Consider the following 20,233-nt stretch of genomic DNA (forward strand, 5'->3'; position numbering starts at 1 on the left):
ATTGCTCTTTCGACATGAGACTCATAAAAAATCCCAACCTTTCTAATTTAATTGTAAATTAGGAGGTTGAGAGTTTACACAGAATATTTTACAGACTCTGCCACTCTGTACGGTTTTCCTTCTTCACGCTTCTTGTCGTAGAATTCCTTTAATTTTTTATTGCAGGAGCGTCTTAGCCCACATAGAACCGCAAGGTACAAGGCGTGTCTAAGTCGCTTGGACCCTCGTTTGGTAATGCGATTGGCTGTTGCTGTGAATTTCCCTGAAGAGTATACACTTGGATCTACTCCTGCATACGCCACTAATTTCTTAGCGTGAGTAAACCGATCGATTTCTCCGATTTCAGATAGAATCGTTGCCGCGATTTTTTGCCGATACCGGGAATCGATTGGATAATCTCATATTCTTCAACTTCTTTGGCAAGAGCATCAATTTGGTCCTGTAAGCTGGAAAGATGCTCTTGATACTGAAGAAGAAGGCTTATATAAAGTTCAAGGCTGATTAAATGACTTTGATAGGCTGTCTTCTGAAAAGGATTACGTGTTGCTGCAGCCATGATAAGCTCGGCTTTCTCCTTTGCCCAACGCTCTGATCGACTTGTACAAATACAGGCTACCCTATCCATGATTGTGCTTTCTCCTACAGTCAGGATCGATTCAGCTGTAGGGAACTCCCTTAATAAGAGTAAGGAGATTCTCGAAAATAGGTCTCCAAAAACGCCATTGTATTCAGGGAAAACCTGATCGAGTACCGCATGGAATTGCAACTTTGCTTGAACATACATATCTGTCAGGGATTCAAACTGCCTCGTGAGATGGCGAAGATTCAAGAAATGTACGCCTCTCTGTTTATAAGCCTCAAACTCCTCCTTGTAATACAGCTCGCAGAGCTGATAGGCATCTACTGCATCAGTCTTAACCTTACGTAAAGAAGAAGCTTTTTTCGCTTGATTTGAGATCAGCGGATTCAGACAATGAAGATTATAGAGTGTTCCTCCAGAAACTGAACAACAGCAGCCTGGTAATGCCCAGTAGATTCTAAGATGACAGTGGGTGAATGACCTGATAGTTTAGTGACATCGTTGATCAAGTTTAAAAGGTAATGAAGTCCTTCTTGGGTATGAAGGAATGAGAAACTCTTACCGTAAGGTTGACCTTTATCTAAAAACACTTGCCCTTGACTTTGCCCCTTTGAAATATCCAGACCAATGACTGGATTCATAGATTTCTTCCTCTCCAAAGATTTATTGCCGGCAACCCCTAATGACTGCTTGCAGTTCCACAGCATCGCTAGTGATACGAGATCTCCTTTTGTCCCAACCAGCCTAAACATGGTTTCCACAAGTAGGGGGTGAACAGTTTTAGCGACGGGATGAGATCTCCCACGGGTACGACCGTTCTACCCCGGCTACCGTAATGGTAAGCCCCCTTAAATGAAAGAGGTCAACCAGTAAAAACTGGCTGACCTCATAATACGACGGGTACGATAGCTTAATAAAGGCAGCGGTAGTCTAGGACTTTATTTTCACGTCCGAAGATGCCACTGCCTTTTTATTTGAGATTAGTCTAATACTTAATTATCAAATCTTGCCTTTCTTACGATTCAGAAATCGCTTCACATCAATAATCCCAGTCTAGAACTTTATTTTCATTGGACAACAAAAGCAGCCAGCACCTACTCGACAATCGCACCTAGAGCTTCTGCGGCAATGCTCTTGGCTGCCTCGTTACCTTGCGCTGAGCTCTCCGCAATAGTTTGCAGCGCTTTCTTGGCGATCTCCAGCTGTTCGGTCAAACGGTCAGCCATTTTGGCGAGATCGATGGTAAAGTCGTCTGTTAACTCGCCATTGCCTATTAAGACAACTGCAGTAAATTCGAATCTATTCTTCACCTTTAATCATCTCCTTCAGCTTGATTTCATTGCCAGCGTAGCCGGCCCTAATAGTCGCAGGCCGGAATCCGGTGTAATTCCCCCAATGGGCGAATATTAAAATCATAGGCTACCAAACGCTACTTTGTAAATATTTTCCTCATTATTATCCTTACAGACACGGCATCTGCATGTTGCGCTAACGGGTTCGATAGTTCAATGATGTGATGCAGTCTACAACTTTATTATTCAGTTTAGATCCACGGATAGCTTCATTCTGACGTATAATCTAAAACTAATTTTCAAATACCTGGTGACTAAGAAGACCGGGACTCCTTGTACCATAAGGGGTTCCGGTCTACAACTTTATTATCACTGAACACAACCGCTTAGGTAAGGAAGAGCGTGGATGTTGAAATGATTGGTAAACCTTTTTTCAAAATAATAATACCTATTTGGCTCAATCTTCTTTTAAAAATTAAAGTGTTATGGCTGCATAACATACAATATAAGCGATTATGGATGGAAAGAATTAGTTGTTCACGGCGTAAATTCATTGTATGAATTGATAGGTTATTTTCAACAGTCTATATAGTATTAACGGTCTTATCTCGATTTGGGATGATCGGATTATTATGAACTTACGCCTATATACAATATTTTGTAGTAACCAACATTTGATACCAAAAAACCTACGAGTAATAACCCTGATAAGGGAACGTAGGTTTTTTCATTTGTAATCCGGTGTTCAATAAATTTGTTGTAGATGCTCCCGAGCGCTCCATCTCCAAGTGGTTCAGCTTCACTTACATCAGCGATATCGGCTACTACTTCGGCACGGATCAGATGCAGGCGGACGCGTGGAAAAATCCCTATAAGCTGTGGGAGCACTCCCCACTGAGATATGCGGACAAGGTGAAGACCCCCACGCTGTTCATCCACTCAGACGAGGATTATCGTTGCTGGATTCCGGAGGGCTACCAGATGTACACCGCGCTGCGCCTTCATGGAGTCGAGGCCCGCATGTGCGTCTTCCACGGTGAGAACCACGAGCTGTCCCGCTCGGGCAAGCCGGCCCACCGTCAGCGACGCATGGCAGAGATACTGCAGTGGATGAACCACTATCTGAGGGAGGGCGGGGAGCAAAATGATCAGGATTGAACGAAAACGCGCGGTCTGAGAAGAGATTAACCGGTGTTCAGTGATAATAAAGTTTTAGACCTGAACCCCTTATGCTAAAAGGGGTTCAGGTCTTCTAAATCACCATGTAATTGAAAATTAGTTTTAGACTATACGTCAGAATGAAGCATCCATGAATCTAAACTAAATAATAAAGTAATAAACCGCTTCATTGTGCCCTAAATCAAACTGCGCAATGCTGATCTGAGCTGCGCCAAGTTGGCGAATGAAATATTTGAAGGAGTCGATTTACGCGCAGGATTTTCCCAGCTATTTTCTCCGCCTTAGATTTCATGGTTTCATCAATTTTATGAAGATCCAGCTTGGCCATAACATTCCGTTGAAGGAGGGGGGAGCGATCCGAATTTTCAGCCTTATCGGTTAGGTACCGAAACAAGCTTTTTAAACTGGAAAGCCGGCGATTAGCAGTGGTCTTTTTGTAACAATCATCAAGAAAGCTAAGAAATAGGTTGGCTTCTAGATAGAGGAGAAAATGCACCTAACCCTTTAAATCGCGAATTATGATTGCCATGCTCACCTGTATTCATTAAAAGTTAACTCGCCAATAAAAAGTAGGCTTATTTTAATGATCATAGATACACAACTGTCCCTTATTATTCTAATACTGGTTTTACCGTCACCTTCCCGGATATGAGTGGAAAATTCATATCCGGGAGTTTTTTATGTATCTTTTTTTAAAAAATTCCATTGAGTCTCCAATCACTGGAGAGTATATCATGACAGGGAGGAGGTGGTGGATTGGCACTCTTTCAGAAAAATGGATAGGAATCAGCCAATCATTTGGAAACGGTTACAAAAAAGCAGAGTACAAAAAGTCATGAAAGAAAATCAAATCCCAGGTGTAGCTGTTGGTTTAGGCCAAGGACGGTCAGCATTTCTATGGAAAGGGCTTTGGCTACTGGGATGTGGAAAACCGCAATGCACATTCTTACAGAAAAAGGATTGACAGGTATTGTTCCTTTCCAATGGATTGATTCCTGTGTCCAGTCTGATTATGAATGCAGCGTTTAATTGCCTGGAGAACCGGTCGCCTGAAGCTTCTCATGTCAAGTACAAGGACTATCACATACCGGTAGAGAGGCTGCCGCAATTTATCGGGGAGTATCAAGAAATAGCTAAGTCCCTGTCCATTCCAATCCGTTTACAAGAGGGGCAGCTTCAAATGCTTATGCATAATAATCCGTTGCGCTTGAAACCGATTGGCGAGGACTTTTTTTACGAGTGGCTGGACGAGCGCTGTGCGCTTAATCAGAGATGAAAGAAATGAAATTGTCAAAATGGATTTGAGTGGTCTTTCATTCTCAAGAGTCATACTTACGTTTTGTTAAAAGTGACCAGTTAGTCACCATTTATTCTCGCATTTTTGGTCTTACATGCAAAAGACATATCTATAAAACCATGACAGGAGAGGTATTGATATGACTAAGCCAGAATGGACAAAGTCTTTTGAAGAGTACATGAAAAAAATAACGGAGGCAGCCAAGGTTCCAGGTACCTCTGTCGGCTTGGCCAAAGAAGGTGAGCTATTATATCATCAGGGGTTTGGCTACAGGGATGTGGAGACGAAAGCAGGCATCACTCCGGATACGGTTTTTGGCATCGGTTCCATCACGAAGTCTTTTACCTGCGTAGCCATTATGCAGTTGCAGGATGCAGGCAAGCTGTCTGTACATGACCCGATAGTAAAGTATCTACCAGAATTTCGGCTAAAAGGTGGCAACAGCGTCGAGAACATTACCATTCATCATTTTATGACTCACTCATCAGGAGTGCCAGCGCTACCTTCTTTGGGATATGCAATGAAGCGGACCATGCTGGATGATCCAGCTGCTAGCGAGGTTGAATACGATATTCACAGTCATGAGTCGATTGATACGTATGCAGACCTACTGGATTATATCGCTTCGGTCGACTTTGAATTGCTTGGGCCTCCGGGTACGGAGCTTTCCTATAACAATGATGCTTACGGGCTGTTAGGTTTGGTCATTGAAAGGGTAAGCGGGCAGCCATACGAGCTGTATGTGAAGAAGCATATCCTGGAACCTGCGGGAATGAAGCATAGTGTATTTCTCGTGGAGGAACTAGGGGATTATGCTGATCTTGCAACTTGTTACGCCAACAGAGTCACAGACGGAGCCCACGAAGTGTACGCTGCCCCAATCTGGTGGGACGCTCCTGCTATGCGTGCCGCAGGATTTCTCAAAGCATCAGTCCGTGATATGTTGAAATATACCGAGATTTTCCGCACCGACGGTCTGGTCGGCAAGGAACGAATTCTATCAGCAAAAAGCGTGGAACAAATGATTTCACCACATGTAAAGCTCAACACAAATCAGTACTATGGCTATGGTCTGATCATTCATCCAAACTATCACGGTATTCGTTTAATCGAGCATACAGGAGGCATCAAGGGGGTCGCGGCGCAAATGTTCATTACGAAAGAAACCGGGATTACAGCTATGATTCTAAACAATACGCTGAGCGCCCCTATAGGGGCTATGCTGTCTGGGGTGGTTTGCAGTTTACAGTCGCTGCCTGTGGATACCCCGCCATACACCTATCCTGACTATGATATACGTGTAGATCATTTGCCTGAGTATGTAGGCAAGTATAAGACCCATGCCGGGATTGGGATGTCAGTAGAAGTGGAAGAAGGAAAATTGGTGTTGACCATGAGCAAAGCGAAATTACCGTTGCGAGCGGTTGAAAAGGATGGCTTTGCCCTAAACGTAAATGGCAACAGTAACGTGCTGCGATTTACCCGAGACCCGCAAGGAAACGTGACTCGTATGAACATGGGCGGGTTGATACAACTGGTGAAAGAGAAAGTAGTATGACACGCCACCTATAGCGAAATCATATAGCAGCGCCTTAACCTTCCCCGGCCTGATTTTGTTCCTGCTAGGGAAGGTATACCATTGTTTTGTAAAAAAAATCCATTGAGTCTCCAATCACTGGAGAGTTTATGATAAAGACGGGAGGTGTTAGCTTGCAAACAGATAGCCGAAACGATACCAATCAACGAGGTAAATGCGAACGTTCCACCTATGTCAGAAAGTATACAATTGGCGAAGTGGCCAAATTGACCAACTCAAATGTCCGAACGGTTCGCTATTACGACGAAATTGGTCTGCTTAAACCTGCAGAGGTTACGTCTGGGAAGTATCGTCTGTACACGACTGAGGAAATTTGGAGGTTGAAGCTGATTCTCACTCTTCGATACCTCGGCTTTGGCATGTACGAGATTCGGAATCTGATTTCTGGAGAAAGATCGGTTACCAAGGTAATTAATTGGCAAATTGAGGTTTTGAATGCCCAAATTCGTACACTTACCAATATTAAAGAGATTTTGCAACAGACAACTCAAAGCGACTACGGGGAAGACTCGCTGCGTTATATGCACGATCTAGTAGAGTCAATTGCTCTCAGTTCAGCGGAACGAAAACAATTTATATTGGAAAAAATGAAAGATTCGATGTTTCCTGATGAGGTTCCGTATGAGTGGAGAGAAGCATTACTGAAAATGACGAAAAGCATTTTTTATGAAGAAGGTAAATTGTCGGCCGTACAAATTTCCGCTTTGAATGAAATTGAGAAGATGCTAGATGACCCTGAATTTATTGCAGCAGCAAAACTCAGCGCGACACCCTACTTGAACATGATTCTGTCGGGAAGAATGGATATTCCAACTTGGGATCAATATGAGCAGGAAATCTACAGTCGATTATTTGATGCCTTACAGCAAAAAGCGACGTACGACAGCGAGGTTGTCCAGTCGATTATTCACGATTACGTCACCAATTTTGCAAAAGGAGAGAATGTCCCTTATACGCTTGATTATTTCCGGAAATTTGCCGAAAAAGTGCTCTCACTTGATACAAATAAAATGAATTGTTTTTTGCTTCAGTGTATTACCCTAAATCCTCGTCTGAAATGGGCAACACAAGTTAATGCTTTATTTATGAAAGGAATACAATGGAAGCTTGCGCAAATGGAGTAGGAGTTTCGCCAGGCTTCTATTGAGGCAAACCGTCAAGAGTATTCATGTGAAGAGAAATCAGCATCTGATTGTTCCTTCAGCTACTTTCATCGCTGAAAGCGCCATGAGCATCTAGGGATTCCGATACGGACTGGGGGTCATTCTACCTATTCCAAATGATTGTTAGAGACTCCGTTTTTATTTTCTGAAATTTTCGTAAAATACCTGTTGATTCAATAATGTCCATGATCTGGGAGTCAATCTCTCCTAGCTCCGAGGAAAGAAAGAGGTTTATTTATAAAAAATGCCAGCTCCTGAAAGCGCTTGCTAAATGGATTCCCGCTATCGAAGGAAGTGGAATTTTTCTAAAAAATCATGGGAATTAGATTTTTTTAAGATGACGAATACAAAGGGGGATTGCAAAAAATATGAAAACCGTGAGGGGAAAACGTGGTATTATTTCTGTTTTACTAATCATGATATGTTTGTCGCTAGTGGGTGGCTGCAGTTCGCAATCAGGTACGCCTGTGCCAGATCAACAAACGGATAGCGTCAAACCACAGTCGGGTGGAACCATTACTGTGGCAAGTTTTATCGACCCTGACACATTGGATCCTCATAAGTCAGTTGGGACTGATCAACTTGTTACGTGGCAAATGGGAGGATCCCTGCTGTATAAGGACCCTGTTACAAAAGAATTCAAACCGTATCTAGCCAACCATTACACCATTTCTGAGGATGGCAAAACGATGACATTTACGATTCGTAAGGGGGTGTCATTTCAGGATGGAACACCATTAACCGCCAAAAGTTTCAAGGATACTTATGATCGAATATTAAATCCGAGAACCAATGCCAAACAGGTACGTACCTTTTTGGAACCAGTGAAAAGCGTCAAAGCGCCGGATAATGATACCCTTATTCTGGAATTAAACGAGCCCAGTGCTTCTATTTTGGATTTTCTCAGTACGGGTTCTTCGCAACCGCTGTCAATGAAGGCTATTGAAAAATATGGTGATGATTATGGGCGTAACCCAGTGGGAGTAGGTCCCTGGAAATTTGAAAGTTGGAAGCCAGGGGAGGGGGTTACATTAGTTCGAAATGAGGCGTTTCACTGGGCTGAGCCTTTCTACAAAAACCAGGGTCCTCCAAAACTCGACAAGCTGGTAGTCAAGACGATCTCAGACAGCAGTGTCATGATGTCCGCTTTGGATAACGGTTCGATTGATGTAGCAATGTATGTACCTGCTAGAAACATCAAAAAATATCGCAATAATCCGAAATATCAGGTTCTAGAACGCTATCGACCCGGTTTATCATTCACGTTGAGGATGAACTTGTCAAAACCAGAGTTCCAGGATGTTCAAGTTCGAAAAGCATTTAATATGTTGATCAATAAAGAAGCGATTATCCAAGCTGCTTTGATGGGAGAAGGAAAGGTTGCTCAAACAATAATAGGCCCTGGTATGTTAGGGTATGACAAGTCATTGGGAACATATGGGTATCAGTATGATGTGGATGAAGCGAAAAAGCTTCTGGATGCTGCCGGATGGAAAGTAAATGGGAGTGGCTTACGAGAAAAGGATGGAAAAACACTGACGCTGGCATTTTTGAGTACCCCCACTTATGACAAAGAGGCTCAATTGGTTCAAGCAATGCTAGGAGAGGTAGGTATCAAAAGCAACATTCAAAATCTAGAAGCAGGAACCTATATAAATGAAGCTGTAAAAGGTAACTTTGATTTGACTTTTGGAACAGCTACATTTGAAGATCCGAGTATTATGTACATGTCTTTTCATTCCAATCAGATTGGTGCCTATAACTATGCCAGCGTAAAGGATGAAATCGTGGATGCTTTATTGGAAAAAGGCCAAACAGCCTTTGATATGGAAGTCAGGAAAATGGCATACGAAGAGGCACAAAAACGAATGATGGAGCAAGCCTACCTAATTCCTATATATAATGACAAGCTGTTTACGGTCGTGAATTCACGAGTAAAAGGGGTTACATGGACGTCTTATGTGCCCATGTTCAACGATAGTTGGGTTCAAAAATAAAACGAGTCAGCGGCAGTCCCGAGATCTACGATTATATTTATTTACAAGGTGTGAATGTGAATTGAAGAGAGCCTATTTTCTTGGAATTTCAGGTGAATTGTGCTTTTTCTTTATGAGATATCCTCAATGCGGTAACTCCTAAGCAACGAATTCCTTTAAATTCTTCTTGAGTTTACCCTCAGGGGAGGGATGTTGGATGTGATGATTCAGGCGTAAAGTTGTTAAGCTGCATGGATATATGTAATACGACAATTCCAGAATTGAAAGCGGAAGAAAAAACAATTTAGAAGAGGTGTTAATAAATGCTAGACCCAAGACTTACAAAATTGGCTAAAGTACTCGTAAACTATTCCACAAATATCCAAAAAGGGGATAATGTATTAATCGAAGCTATTGATATCGATCAGCCTTTGGTTAAAGAGCTTGTTAAAGCAGTCCACAAGGCAGGAGGACATGCATTCGTCAGTCTGCATGAAACTTCGATAAAGCGTCAACTATTGCTGGAAGGAACGGAAGAATCTTTTAGAACATGGGCTGTTATTGAGAAATCTCGGATGGAAAAAATGCAAGCATGCATTATTGTAGACGGCGGGTATAATATCAATGAACTGTCAGACGTTCCCATTGATAAGATGAAAATGTTTTCCTCTCTTTACAAGGCTGTGAGTATGGTACGACTTAAAACAAAGTGGGTTTATCTCCGTTACCCCAATCCTTCTGTAGCTCAGTTAGCTGCTATGAGTACAGAAGCGTTTGAAAATTTCTATTTCGATGTTTGCACAATGGATTACGACAAAATGTCAAAAGCGATGGTATCACTAAAAGAGTTAATGGATAGGACGGACCGTGTGAGAATTACGGGGCCAGGAACTGAACTTACTTTTTCGATCAAAGGGATACCGGCTATTTCGTGTGCTGGTGAATTTAATATCCCGGACGGAGAAGTGTTTACTGCCCCGGTTCGTGATTCTGTGAATGGTGTTATAACATACAATACACCGTCTCCCTACCAAGGATTTACGTTTGAAAATGTTCGTTTGGAGTTTAAAGATGGGAAGATCGTGAATGCAACAGCCAACGATACCGAACGGATTAACAAAATTTTTGATACAGATGATGGTGCTCGATACGTTGGAGAGTTTGCAATTGGAGTGCATCCTGTGATTCGGGAACCGATGAAGGATATTCTATTCGACGAGAAAATCGACGGAAGTTTCCATTTTACACCTGGTCGTTGTTATGACAACGCTTCAAATGGAAATGAGTCCGCCATTCATTGGGATATCGTGATGATTCAGCGGTCGGAGTATGGCGGAGGTGAGATCTGGTTCGATGATCGACTGATTCGCAAGGATGGGCGCTTCGTTATTCAAGAATTGGAACAACTTAACCCTGAAAACCTACTATAGTCGAAATGGTATTTTTTCAAAGCAAAGTATGGCAAGGTTGAGTAAAATAGACAGCCTTGCCTCTATCAAACATGACGAGGCGATAGAATAATGACATTCAGAGTAAAGTGTTCTTTGATTGTTTCATTTATTTCTCTAGTGTCTTTCAGTTTCTCTTGGGCTTTACCAAGTATAGCTGCAGAAACAACTCAACAACTAAAAATAACAGAAAATACAGAAATATTAACGATCGAAAAAGCTATAAAACTGGTGAAGGCAGCTGATACTGAAATGGCAAAAGCACACATAGATGCCGAAAATGACAATTTAAATTTACGAATAGTAAAAATGCAGTTGCGGGGCATTCGGGCTGATTCGATTGATTCGTTGGAACTTGCCCAATATAAATACATTACAGAAGCTCAAAGTGAAATGAATGCTCGGATAAGTAACCTTTATAAAGAATCTGTAGAGGGAATTTTAAGGGGTAAGGCCATACTCTCATACTACGATTTATTAAATGCACATTACGAACAAGAATGGAAAAGGCATCGTTACCAAAGAGTGGATGAGTTGGTTCAGATTGCAAATGGATGCGCAAAAAGCAGCAAATGTGTAAATGCGAATAAGGAAGATGTGAGGCAAGTAGAATCAACTGCTGCTATCGCAAAAGTTGAATGGTTTGTGGCTCAAAGTAAGTGGGAAGAGACGAGAATCCAGCAAAATGAAATATTGGGAGTAGATGCACAGAAAGAATGGCTGTTCCCGACTGAAGATGAAGAGGCAACTGAAGATCCTCCCATTACGTTTGAAGATGCGATTGCTTCATTAAAAACAGATTCATATGTTGTCGCTCAAAAAAAAGGAGATATACAGATCGCACAGTTACGTGTCGATTTGATCAACAAATATTCTGCATTATCTACTATTTATGGAAAAATCGCAACAAACAATTTGGAAAAAGCAAAAATAGAGCTGGAGAAGTCAAAAAAAGCGGATGTATATGCTGTATACACAATGTATCAAAAATATCGCGACGGGTATAAGGTAATGCAAACATGTAAACATGCAGTCAAGCTCGCAAACGATAACTATAACAAGAGGATATCACAATTTAAGCAGGGAACGATAAGCATCTTTGAAGTACTGCAGTTGGAGCAGGAGTTAGCCAACATGGAGAATCATTACCTAGCAGCAAAGAATGACTTCAATCATATCAGAGCGAATTTCCAATGAATCCAATACCGTTTTTGCTATTATATTTTCATTAAAACATTTATACTCACATCCTCTTTGCCTATTTGTTGTTGGTTTTAAAATGAGGTTGGACAAAACCGGAAAACAAGTTTTTGATAGTAAGGAAAAGACCAGTTCCGAAATCGGGACTGGTCTACTTTCTAGTGCGCCCAGCATGGGCGTCCATCTTTAGGGTGAAAGTTCCGAACGGGGGCTGGCGAGCGCCTACCGTTAGCCAAGAGTAAGGGTGTCCATCGTTAGGTGGAATCTGAAGGAAGCTGGAGGCAAACGCTCGACCAAAGGTACACGAACCCAATTTGAGGCTAGTGTGATTTTTCATCTTAGGTGAGAAAAATTGCATTTTGGATAAGAAAATTGTTTCATTTCTGTGAGAAAAATAGCGATATACATCATAGTGAATTTTTATACAGCGGGTGAGGGCGAAAATAAGTCCTCACCCTTTTTTAAAGAGGAAGATAGTTATATTTTTAAGGGTATGTGAAAAGAATGGATACGATTCAGCAATGAAGGTATATAAAAAGGAAAACATTTACTTAGACAATAACAATGACATAAGGAATAACTTTACGACTTTCATTCCCACAAAAGTGTCTTTGAAAACTTTAAGTATATTAACTAATCAAACTGAATCTTTTCTTTGGCGTATGACAGTCTATTCGGATATTCCAGAGGTTTTCCAAGATGCGGAAAGTAGCTGACTGATTCCGCTACGCGTTGGAGCTCTATACCTGTTGTAACGTACAACAAGATCAAGGGCGTCTTTCGTGTAAATCCTGCAAACAAAAAACTGTAAAGCAGCTTAGCCCCTCCGTCTGTATGTTCGGAAGGGAAGCGGATGAAACAAAACGAAAGCACCTTTTTAGGGTGCTTTCGTTTTCGATTTTGCATCTAACTCAGTCCAGCTCTTATAGTCATGTATCGCAAACCCTGCATAACTAGAATAGTGGGATAGCTTTTCCTTCGCTACTTGCAATTCTGTTTTCATAGCACCTACGTTCAATGAATAAAACGTCGTAAAGGCACCCTCCGAACTGGGGGCGGTCTCCACCGCAACGATCGCTTGCCTTTTAAGCGTGCTTGCTTCCCTTAGCAGTGTATGTGCATTTGCAACAATTCCATCATTCCCTAGAGCGGTATTACGATAATCCATAATGACAACCGAATCTGCCTTCTCCATTAACCATGCACTCATGCTGTAATTGGAGTTGGGGAGCTTGACGAGATGAAGCCAAAAAGGAACATCCAACGTAATTTTCAAGCCGCTCCCTTTTGTTTCCTTCTCGATAAATCGCATATTTTCCATCCAATTTTCAATGACCAGCTTCTGATTCGTCTTCCATTCAGCTAAAATATACGGCTCGATATCAAAGTGAAGTCCTGCGAAGCGTTCTTCTGATTCAACAGCTGCATTGTATGCTTTTACCCATGAAAGAAAGTCTTTTATTTGGTTCTGATTGTTTGTTAAAGCCCATTGGGGGCGGCCGGCAAGTGCTTCCACCTTGATTTGTTTTTCCGTCGCACTGCGAACAAAATTTTGATAAACCGTTTCAGGTACGCCCTTATCGATCTGAAGGTATATCGTAGTCAAGTCGTTATCACGGGCAAACTTGAAAATTTTCTCTTGATCCGTTTTGATAATTGTGGCGTCCCAAATCCATGTGCCTTTTTGTACCACTTTCAAATACTCTGGAGTCGTCACGACAACCAGAGCATGATCGGCAATCCAATCAATTTGTGCGTCAAATGCTTCACTGATGAAGCGAATGGGAACCATCGTGCGCTTATTCTCGATTACTGCTTGAGCATCAAAGGTTATCTGCTCCCCGTTTACGAGTGCGCGATTTTGACCAATGGTAAGAATTATGGTTTTTTCTTTTTTCGTAAAGGTTACTTGTTTTGTCTGCCCATTCCATTGGACTTTAAGACCAAGCTTCTCTGCTACGAACCTTGCTGGAACCATCGTGCGGTTCGTTTGGACATCTACATACGGTGATTCATCGGGAAAGGACACAGATTGGCCATTCACGGTAACATGGACCTGTGGCGCGGCAAGAGCCGGTAAGAAGTAAGCTGTTCCTAGCAGCACCGTCAACAAAAAGGTTCGTGGTATGTTCTTCATCTATTATTTCCTCAAATCTTCCTCTATGCTTGCATGCCGATCATCTGAATTTTACGCAGCGATTATATTTTACTATAATCACGTCCTTATTTACCTGATCACATGGTTGCAGGGAAACGGAAGATAGCACATGAAGAAATTCCTACGCATACGCGATTCACGCGGTTTAATCAACAAGCAAGTTACTTCTTTTCAAAAACCATGTTTTGAATGTGATACGATAATCTATGAAAAATCGGGATGCCGGGTGGCGTATTTTCAAAGATATCATCGGCATAGATCATACTTAACCGGGATGATTTCGGATCATTGTTGTAGGGGTCTCTGAAGTTTGGATCAGTTTCCCCTTCCTCCCGTCGTTAGAGAATAACCTTGAGTTCATGTAATATGATCCGAGTTGAAAACAAATGAGGGGCTTGGTCCATTTATAAGGATCAAGTTTTTTTGCTTTCTATAAAGGGATAATATTGGTGGATTTTCTGTTTTTTGATATAAGATTGTCTAAGTGTTTAAAATGACCGGGATTCCTAGATAGATAAGGAGTGCCGGTCTAATACTTAATTATCACTGAACAACAGGACATGTAGCTACGAACGGGACATGGTGTCTGATGAAAATATAGTTTTAGAGTGAGGAAATAAAGGGTTTGACCGCGAGAATTGGTGAGTTTTTCTGTTTATTAGAAATTAGGTTGTGCTAAATTTTGGAATTATTTGCGATGGAGGGAGAGTCTTTTTGATACATAGCAGGCAGAATAATTCACTATACTCTAAGATTGTCTTAGCGGTGTGGCCGATCGTTACTAATGACAAATCGGCTATCACTTTAAAAGTAAGTGGTGAGGTACGTGTTCCTATTAACCGAGGGCTGGATAAGCCTATTTATGTTTTAATTTTGTAGAAACTTAATTTGTTTTCACCAAAAACCTACGATCCATTCTTGATATGGATGTGCACCCCATTTGTTAAACACATCTAACAAGTAGAGGTGCAGTCAGGATCGTTGGTTTTTTATATTAGCAAACCGGAATTCCAGAATAAAAATTTTTAGTGGTTGCCGATTCGTACTGCAGATGCTGGATAAAGTCTGTCGAAAAGGGGTATCAAGCAAGTAGCCATCCAATGACGAAAAATATTTTTCGTTAGTAAGAAGATCAAATTCAGTACTACGGGATAATTCAGCCCGGTTCCTTTGTTTTAATGTAAATGAGTATATAAATTCAAGTTATTTCGGAATGTTCAGAAAAATATTTTTCGAAAATTATTTTGCTTAGGTGAAAATTTTTCCATTTTTTCGAGAGAAAGTCCTTGATATAAAGCGTTTTCATGGTTGGTATCATTATTGCTATGGTAGGTATGCATATCTCGATAAAGGAGGAGAAACAAGTGACTCTGGATTTACGAAACATCAAGGCAATCGGCGCCCATGCATTTCCGTATCTGGCAGAGCCAAACCAACATGTAACCGAAAACTGCCGTAATCAGATGAAATAGCGCATCCGAAATACCAAACGTCTTATGCCCGTGCGATTCTTATCACCATCGTTGCGCTGATTGTTTGCCTTAGCTTCCAGGATGCTAGGCCTGTGCTGACAAACCTGGTGAATCATTTGGATCAGTGACTCGTTTTTCTGTTAATTTGTTGGCGGAAATACAACAAATACTGAATGGAAGGGAATTGATGAGATGGAACGTAAAGACTGGAAAGTGATAGTTGAAAATTGGGTCAATCGGAATCAACAACATATCGTAGAACTGCTTCAGGAGATGATTCGCTATAAAAGCGTCAACCCACAGTTCATCGACAATCCAAGCGAGAGTGAGAATGACAAGCTTCAAGACTTTCTAGAAGATTATCTGCTATCAATGGGCTTGGATGTGGACAAATGGGATGTCTACGAAGGTCAACCCAATGTAGTAGCGACGGTAAAAGGCAAATCGAGGGATAACACGCTAATCTTAAATGGTCATGTGGACGTTGTGCCGGCAGGTGCTTTGAACAGATGGTCTTTCGATCCGTGGGGTGGAGTGATACAGGACGGCAAACTATACGGAAGAGGCTCTATGGATATGAAGGCTGGAGTTACCAGCAATATAATAGTGGCCAAATTTATACGAGACTTCGGCATCGAGTTGGATTCCGATCTCGATCTTCATATCGTAATTGATGAGGAAAGTGGCGGAGCAGGTACACGTGCAGTACTCGAGCGTGGCTACAAAGGTTCGGGTGTAATTGTTACGGAACCAACCAATGGGATAATTAACCCCGTAGAGGGGGGGCTTCACTGGGCAAGGGTAACAATAAAAGGTAACTCAGCGCATTCTGCTTGGCGATATAGCCACATCTATCCAGGTTACGAGAGAACGGGTGTCAATGTAATTGAGAAAGCAATGAAAATCATTCAAGCAACAGCAGAATTAGAAAAGGATTGGGGGCTAAACAGACGCCACCCGCTATTGCCACCGGGAGCAAATGTAATCAATCCCGGTGTGATGCTTGCTGGTGCCGGAATGAAGAATGGGATTCCTGAAATCATTACGAATCCCGCAATCATCCCTGATCACTGTGTTATTGAATATGACATCAAGTACTTGCCTTACGAAAACTCAGAAGAGATCAAAAAAGAGTTTGAGGATGCCATCAGCTCCTTGGCTTTTACCGATAGCTGGTTAAGGGAAAATCCGCCGCAGGTGGAGTGGGGATTAAGAGGAGTCAATTTTCCGCCCGTCAACACCCCTATTGATCACGAGATTGTCCGATCGATTGCGAAGAGTCAGGGAATATTTGGAATTTCACCATCGTACCAAGGGTTTGTTGCTGTTTGTGATGTTGCCTGGTATGTAGGCATGAATATTCCGGGCGTAATTTACGGACCAAAGGGAGCACAACTGCACGGACCTGACGAATATGTCGAACTTGATTCTCTGTTTGAGGTCATTAAAGTGCTGATTATGACAGTGCTAAGATGGAATGGGATTTTGGACGAGGACCAAGCTTGACAGGCGTAGCATGAAATCACATTGGGGAGCGATGCGAGACATGGATCGAAATGAAAGGAAATCTCACGATATCGAGGACTTATCCCAAAAATATAAACAGCCCAAAAACATAGAACAATACGGAATTGAGCAAGTTCCTGAAGCAGAAAGAACAGTGAGATGGTACGATATCTTTTTTATGGTAATCAATTTCTTAATGAACCCAGGTATGATCTTAATCGGGGGAATGGCAGTAGCTTCCGGGTTATCGTTTTGGGCGGCTATTGCATCTGTAGTTTTGGGGATTGCAGTCGCTTTTGTTGCATACTTAATCATGGCGACTATTGGTGTCGATTATGGAGTCTCTGGTGCAGTAGCTACACGGATGGTTTACGGAGTGAGAGGGTCTAAATATACAGTATCGCTATTCCGGGCCGCGACTGGAATATACTGGTTTTCGATCCAAACCATTGTTGGTGCCGCGGCTATTGCTGTTGTGATTAACAAGCTTTTCCAAGCGGAGGTAAGCATTGTTGCCGTAAGTCTGATTTTTGCGATATTCCAAATCGTCGTTGCGACATTTGGGTATAATTGGTTGAAGTTCTTGTCTCGAATTGCCCTGCCAATCAAATTGATTGGGCTGATTGCTATCTGTTACATGTTCATGACACATGACGATCCAAATTACGCGATCCCAAAAGTATTCGGGTACGAAGGCACCGTTGGTTGGGGGTGGGGAGTCTTCATCGTCTCATTAAACTCTTTGACAGCCATTTGGCTCTCGATGACCACGGATGCTGCCGACTTTTGTCGATATTCACGCACACGAGTCGATATGTGGATCGGAACGATGGCTGCCGCATGCATCGGAACCTTTACTTCCGCCTTTGTCGGTGCATACTCTGCTGCAGCAACACTGGGAAAGGTTCCCAATGGGCTGGAGGGAGCCGCCACGATTGCAAGCAGCGGCTTCGCACTCTTTATGATCTTGCTAGTTGTTGTTCTGGACAACTGGACAATAAATGTACTGAACATTTACACCAGTTCACTTTCAGTCGTGAACATGGTGCCGAAACTGGGGCGTTTTTGGGCAACCTTGCTGGTTTCTGTAATTGGAGTTGGCCTGTCGATCTTTCCGAGTATGTTGAATAAATTGCAAGATACGATGACGGTATCAGGTATTTTTTACGCACCGTTGGCGGCCGTAGTCATTACGGATTATGTATTCGTGAAAAAAGGAGTTTTGCTTGTCGATCAGTTGTTTGAAGAGAATGGGATATACCGTTATTCAAATGGTTGGAATATACCAGCCCTCACTTGGACGATCATCGGATTTGTGGTCTACCAATATACACCGCCTGAGTACTTCCAATCGATCGTGTGTATTGTCTTGACTGGTTTCGGTTATTACTTCCATCAAAAACTTAATGGCCAGGTTCAAAAGCAGAGGGAAATGCTTGCGAAAATGAGTGCTTAATTCATTTTTTTCATTTATTTACGATTTGCGCAGCACCAGTATCCCGAATTATTGTTCGCTGAGGAGGATGCGTCCGGGAACCTGTGCATTCATCCGGGAGAGCCAGCCAACGACAATGTGAATTGGCTCACTGAGCCCGAAATGAAAGAACGCGGCATCGTTCGAGCGCCGCACAATCTGGATGAAGCGATGGACAGCTTTAGCCAGGACACGATCCTTGGCCAGTCCATTGGTCGAGATCTGGGAAGAATGAATAAAAGCAGAGCGCACGGAGTGAGTAGTTTCTTGTAGTTCGACAATAAAAGGGTCCCCTCGGGGGCCTTTTATTGTTTCGTCAGATAATTATACATAATGATAATTATTAATAATTTCATTGAATCACTTATAACTAAAGAGGGGCCAAAATGGCGCTTTATTTATTTCATGTCGCGAACCACAACTATTCCGAAAAGGAAGGTTTTTGGGATAATTCTTAGATTGTCTATTTGAATAGATAAATATAATTAATTGAGTGATAGTAAAGGTTTAATAAGCTAGAAATAGGCTAGTCTCATAGATAGAAGTAATAAATGAAGGGACGAGAAAAAATGAGCGAGATATTTAATGAACGAGTTGCTTTACGCATGCATCTTGAGTCTTTGTTAAAATTAAGGCATGAACTGCGTTCTGATTATGTTGATCGTGACAGAGTACTTTCTTTAGAAATTAAAGAAATCATTAATAAAGTTCAGGCCATTGAACACAAGGTTGAAGACTTAAACTTAATGAAAATAGAAAAAGACGAAATGCAAGCAGAAGAGGTAGCACCTAAAGAACCAGTGACAGTACCAGAGCAAATGAAAGCTAGAAAAGAGCGCACTCGAATTAATTATGAAGAGATTAAGGAAAGACTACTTGAATTATTACAGGAGACATCTGAACCCATGTCCTTAAGCACCATTGTCTCAGAACTTGAACAAAGGTACGGGATACACCTATCTAACCCTTACATTACTATCAAAAAAATTACAAAAGATATAAGTGGAGTTAAAGAGACAAAAGAAGGGCGAGTTCTTTTTTTTGCATGGAAAAACGATTAGATATTATTACCAAACACAGCGGACTGATGCAATCGAAAATGGATGCTGCCGACTGAAATGTTGCTACTATATAATGCGTTCAAATTACTCTCAAACTACGAGTTCAATAAATGATAAAATCTCTTAACAAAACAGTGACAGTCTAGGAATCTTTTGTCTCTTTCTAGATTGCCACTGTTGCTCTTTACCCGAGTTTTACGAAAATCTTGATACACACTTGATTTTTATTAACGAAATTTTAACGCAATGCAAATTTTCAACCAACAGGTTTCGGTTATAATGTAACTCGACTTAGGTACAACGATGAGAGGAGATTTAATCTTGAATTTGGTATTAACGGAAAAGCAGTGTAAATCTTGCCAAGTGCGTTTGACAGAGTATGAAATTGAAAATAACCGCGGCTTCTGCATTGACTGTTTCAAGGAAGACAAAACAGGAGAGTCAGAGGCGAAACAAAACAGCTAAGCTGTTTCCGCTGACACAACTAATTCCGAAAAAGAAGCTTTTCGGAATAAATATCCAATATAGGTATAGAAGATACAAAACTGTCTAAACTGATTAATAAAGCAGATGTATGTTCCTATTTACCGAGGGCTGGTTAAGCCTATATACGATATTTTGTAGAAACCAACATTTGATATCAAGAAAACCTACGAGTATAACCTGATAAGGGATCGTAGGTTTTTTCATTTGTAATCCGGTGTTCAATAAATTATTTGAAGATGCTCCCGATCGTTATTACGGTTGCTGGTTATAACAAGTAGAAGAGGCCAATTTACAACTTCTCAGTAAAAACAGGGGCTCCATTAAACACTTAGATAATTATACAT

At 41.6% G+C, this 20,233-nt stretch carries 12 protein-coding genes and 1 pseudogene; 10 read left to right on the forward strand and 3 right to left on the reverse strand.

Annotation, left to right across the window (positions count from 1 at the left end; translation table 11 throughout):
- Positions 1 to 98: 98 nt before the first annotated feature.
- Together EDM56_RS19940 and EDM56_RS19950 are read right to left on the reverse strand one after the other, a co-directional pair.
- Positions 99 to 1,221, reverse strand: a pseudogene (locus tag EDM56_RS19940) (IS110 family RNA-guided transposase); the annotation flags it as partial.
- A 453-nt stretch (positions 1,222 to 1,674) separates the two neighbouring features.
- Positions 1,675 to 1,890, reverse strand: coding sequence for a hypothetical protein (locus EDM56_RS19950; RefSeq protein WP_122919683.1), 216 nt, complete (start codon positions 1,888 to 1,890; stop codon positions 1,675 to 1,677).
- 723 nt (positions 1,891 to 2,613) lie between these two features.
- Between EDM56_RS19950 and EDM56_RS19955 the strand changes: the two genes are divergently transcribed.
- From EDM56_RS19955 to EDM56_RS19990, 6 genes are all read left to right on the forward strand, one after another.
- Positions 2,614 to 3,030 carry an alpha/beta hydrolase family protein gene (locus EDM56_RS19955; protein ID WP_221175996.1) on the forward strand — a complete coding sequence of 139 codons (417 nt, stop codon included), beginning with the start codon at positions 2,614 to 2,616 and terminating at the stop codon, positions 3,028 to 3,030.
- A 1,457-nt stretch (positions 3,031 to 4,487) separates the two neighbouring features.
- Positions 4,488 to 5,906: a serine hydrolase domain-containing protein gene (locus EDM56_RS19970; RefSeq protein ID WP_122919687.1), complete on the forward strand. Its 1,419-nt coding sequence runs from the start codon at positions 4,488 to 4,490 to the stop codon at positions 5,904 to 5,906.
- 152 nt (positions 5,907 to 6,058) lie between these two features.
- Positions 6,059 to 7,069 (forward strand): MerR family transcriptional regulator, encoded by a 1,011-nt coding sequence (locus EDM56_RS19975; RefSeq protein WP_183192531.1) that lies wholly within the window; start codon positions 6,059 to 6,061, stop codon positions 7,067 to 7,069.
- Between the two features lie 407 nt (positions 7,070 to 7,476).
- A complete protein-coding gene (locus EDM56_RS19980) occupies positions 7,477 to 9,105 on the forward strand; it encodes an ABC transporter substrate-binding protein (protein ID WP_122919689.1) in 1,629 nt (542 codons plus the stop codon).
- A gap of 302 nt (positions 9,106 to 9,407) precedes the next feature.
- Positions 9,408 to 10,514: an aminopeptidase gene (locus EDM56_RS19985; RefSeq protein ID WP_122919690.1), complete on the forward strand. Its 1,107-nt coding sequence runs from the start codon at positions 9,408 to 9,410 to the stop codon at positions 10,512 to 10,514.
- 90 nt (positions 10,515 to 10,604) lie between these two features.
- Positions 10,605 to 11,729, forward strand: a complete 1,125-nt coding sequence (locus EDM56_RS19990; RefSeq protein WP_122919691.1) for a TolC family protein — start codon at positions 10,605 to 10,607, stop codon at positions 11,727 to 11,729.
- Positions 11,730 to 12,609: 880 nt separating this feature from the next.
- Here the strand turns inward: EDM56_RS19990 and EDM56_RS19995 are convergent.
- Positions 12,610 to 13,869 (reverse strand): copper amine oxidase N-terminal domain-containing protein, encoded by a 1,260-nt coding sequence (locus tag EDM56_RS19995; RefSeq protein WP_122919692.1) that lies wholly within the window; start codon positions 13,867 to 13,869, stop codon positions 12,610 to 12,612.
- A gap of 1,685 nt (positions 13,870 to 15,554) precedes the next feature.
- On the opposite strand from EDM56_RS19995, the gene EDM56_RS20000 reads away from it, so the two are divergent.
- From EDM56_RS20000 to EDM56_RS31570, 4 genes are all read left to right on the forward strand, one after another.
- Entirely contained in the window at positions 15,555 to 16,868 is a 1,314-nt protein-coding gene (locus tag EDM56_RS20000) for an ArgE/DapE family deacylase (protein WP_122919693.1), read from the forward strand.
- A 40-nt stretch (positions 16,869 to 16,908) separates the two neighbouring features.
- Positions 16,909 to 18,324, forward strand: a complete 1,416-nt coding sequence (locus EDM56_RS20005) for a purine-cytosine permease family protein (RefSeq protein WP_183192532.1) — start codon at positions 16,909 to 16,911, stop codon at positions 18,322 to 18,324.
- Positions 18,325 to 18,893: 569 nt separating this feature from the next.
- A complete protein-coding gene (locus EDM56_RS20015; RefSeq protein WP_122919696.1) occupies positions 18,894 to 19,403 on the forward strand; it encodes a Rok-like winged helix domain-containing protein in 510 nt (169 codons plus the stop codon).
- Positions 19,404 to 19,724: 321 nt separating this feature from the next.
- Positions 19,725 to 19,868, forward strand: a complete 144-nt coding sequence (locus tag EDM56_RS31570) for a hypothetical protein (RefSeq protein WP_183192533.1) — start codon at positions 19,725 to 19,727, stop codon at positions 19,866 to 19,868.
- Positions 19,869 to 20,233: the final 365 nt, after the last annotated feature.

The sequence above is a fragment of the Brevibacillus fluminis genome, assembly GCF_003710825.1.
GTDB classification, from domain to species: Bacteria; Bacillota; Bacilli; order Brevibacillales; family Brevibacillaceae; genus Brevibacillus_D; species Brevibacillus_D fluminis.

Bases quoted from the DNA above. Each gene is read 5' to 3' on its own strand.
- EDM56_RS20015 (WP_122919696.1), top strand. From the start codon at position 18,894: ATGAAGGGACGAGAAAAAATGAGCGAGATATTTAATGAACGAGTTGCT.
- EDM56_RS19970 (WP_122919687.1), top strand. From the start codon at position 4,488: ATGACTAAGCCAGAATGGACAAAGTCTTTTGAAGAGTACATGAAAAAA.
- EDM56_RS19985 (WP_122919690.1), top strand. From the start codon at position 9,408: ATGCTAGACCCAAGACTTACAAAATTGGCTAAAGTACTCGTAAACTAT.
- EDM56_RS19980 (WP_122919689.1), top strand. From the start codon at position 7,477: ATGAAAACCGTGAGGGGAAAACGTGGTATTATTTCTGTTTTACTAATC.
- EDM56_RS20000 (WP_122919693.1), top strand. From the start codon at position 15,555: ATGGAACGTAAAGACTGGAAAGTGATAGTTGAAAATTGGGTCAATCGG.
- EDM56_RS19995 (WP_122919692.1), bottom strand. From the start codon at position 13,869: ATGAAGAACATACCACGAACCTTTTTGTTGACGGTGCTGCTAGGAACA.
- EDM56_RS19990 (WP_122919691.1), top strand. From the start codon at position 10,605: ATGACATTCAGAGTAAAGTGTTCTTTGATTGTTTCATTTATTTCTCTA.
- EDM56_RS20005 (WP_183192532.1), top strand. From the start codon at position 16,909: ATGGATCGAAATGAAAGGAAATCTCACGATATCGAGGACTTATCCCAA.